Raw genomic sequence first — 1,621 nt, forward strand, 5'->3', positions numbered from 1 at the left:
AGTTCTGTTTTTTATAAAACTTCAAACTATATAATGATTACTATTTTTATAATTAACATATAATTTCATCATAAAGTTTTGAGGTACTGAAATGAATAAAAAATTTATTATCACATTAATAATTTCGATAGCTATATGTCTATCTATTGGTGCTTTGGGCGGACTTAGTGTAAAAGCGGATAACTTTGTATGGTATAACTCTTTAAATAGATCACCGCTAAATCCTCCTAATATAGTATTTTTGTATATAATGAAAATAATTGGCCTTGTCCAAAAAATAGTATTGTATATATTTTAAGTAATTATGATTTATATAAAAATTTATTTTCTAAAAGTGAAATACATAGTTTATCTTATTCTATTTTTAAGAAAGAAACTATAAAAAAATCTTTATTGGAAGTTCCTAAAAATATAAAAATATCTAATGGGGAAGACTTTTTATGGTTTGCTTTTATTTATTATAATGTAAAATCATATATACATGGTGATAAACCAATATGTAATTATTGTAAAAATGAATTAAGTGTATCTAGATCTAAAAATATATATAGTGCCTTATCTAAAGTTGTATATTATTCTATATTATATTATCAATTAGAGCAATTATTAATAAATAGAAATCAATATGAAACATATAAAATGAGGATATCAAATATAGGAGTGGGAATGTCCAAAGCAGCTATGGAAAGATTAAAAAGTAATACAGATGATTATATTGAGTTATGGGAAAAACATTCATCTGAATCCATGAAAAAACTTTTAGTTAATAATATTTCAATTAATAAGAACAAGAAAATATTGACTTTAAAATATTTAATGATAGAATATACAAAATTGAGCTTGAAGTAAACAATATAAATAATAAATGGTTAAAATTGAAAATAATTTAATAAAATAATTTTAAATTGTATGTTACATTGAGGTATAAAATGACTAAAAGATTAAATAATATAGATTTTTTAAAAATAATATTTAATTTTGGAATAATATATGGTCATATATTACAGCATTATCTTATTCCAAAATTTAAAGAATATGAAACTTTATTTAAATATACTAGTTACTCGTATGGATATATGTGTGAATTTCTTTTTATAATATCTGGATATTTTTTATTTAAAGAACTAAATAAAAATGATACTAGAACATTTATAATAAAAAAAATTCAAAGATTATGGCCTATATTTGCATTTTCTATATTTATTGTATATATATTATCTCGTTTCTCTTTGTCTAGTTGGACAGATATAAATGTAATACCTGAACTATTATTTTTGAATAGAGCTATAATATATAATATTCCTGTTGTTGTTGGAGTAGCATGGTATGTTGGAGCATTATTTTGGAGTAGTATATTTTATTTTATAATATCAAAAATATTTGAGAAAAAAGCTATATATATTATATATTTGATAACTTTTTTTTCATATATGATTTTATTTTCTAAAGTATATTTGTATAGTGAACCTAGAGTATTTAACTCTTTTATAACTTTTTTTATGTTAAGAGGTTTTGCTGGTGTAGGTCTTGGTATATTATTTGCGTATAATATAAAACCTAATATGAATAATATATTGAATTTAAAATCTTTTTTCAAGTTCTTTTTGTTTTAATGTCGGTA

General features: G+C 20.7%; 3 protein-coding genes. All 3 read left to right on the top strand.

Annotated features, from left to right (window positions below; genetic code table 11):
- Positions 1–91: 91 nt before the first annotated feature.
- Positions 92–298 carry a tryptophan-rich sensory protein gene (locus EZH24_RS11460; RefSeq protein ID WP_236847212.1) on the top strand — a complete coding sequence of 69 codons (207 nt, stop codon included), beginning with the start codon at positions 92–94 and terminating at the stop codon, positions 296–298.
- A gap of 95 nt (positions 299–393) precedes the next feature.
- Positions 394–849, top strand: coding sequence for a hypothetical protein (locus tag EZH24_RS11465; protein WP_137999227.1), 456 nt, complete (start codon positions 394–396; stop codon positions 847–849).
- Positions 850–929: 80 nt separating this feature from the next.
- Positions 930–1,613 carry an acyltransferase family protein gene (locus EZH24_RS11470; RefSeq protein WP_137999228.1) on the top strand — a complete coding sequence of 228 codons (684 nt, stop codon included), beginning with the start codon at positions 930–932 and terminating at the stop codon, positions 1,611–1,613.
- The last annotated feature ends 8 nt before the right edge of the window (positions 1,614–1,621 follow it).

It is taken from the genome of Brachyspira catarrhinii (assembly GCF_005518285.1).
GTDB lineage: Bacteria > Spirochaetota > Brachyspiria > Brachyspirales > Brachyspiraceae > Brachyspira > Brachyspira catarrhinii.

What these genes read in the sequence shown, in the direction of transcription:
- EZH24_RS11470 (WP_137999228.1), top strand. Translation starts at nt 930, where the DNA reads ATGACTAAAAGATTAAATAATATAGATTTTTTAAAAATAATATTTAAT.
- EZH24_RS11460 (WP_236847212.1), top strand. Translation starts at nt 92, where the DNA reads ATGAATAAAAAATTTATTATCACATTAATAATTTCGATAGCTATATGT.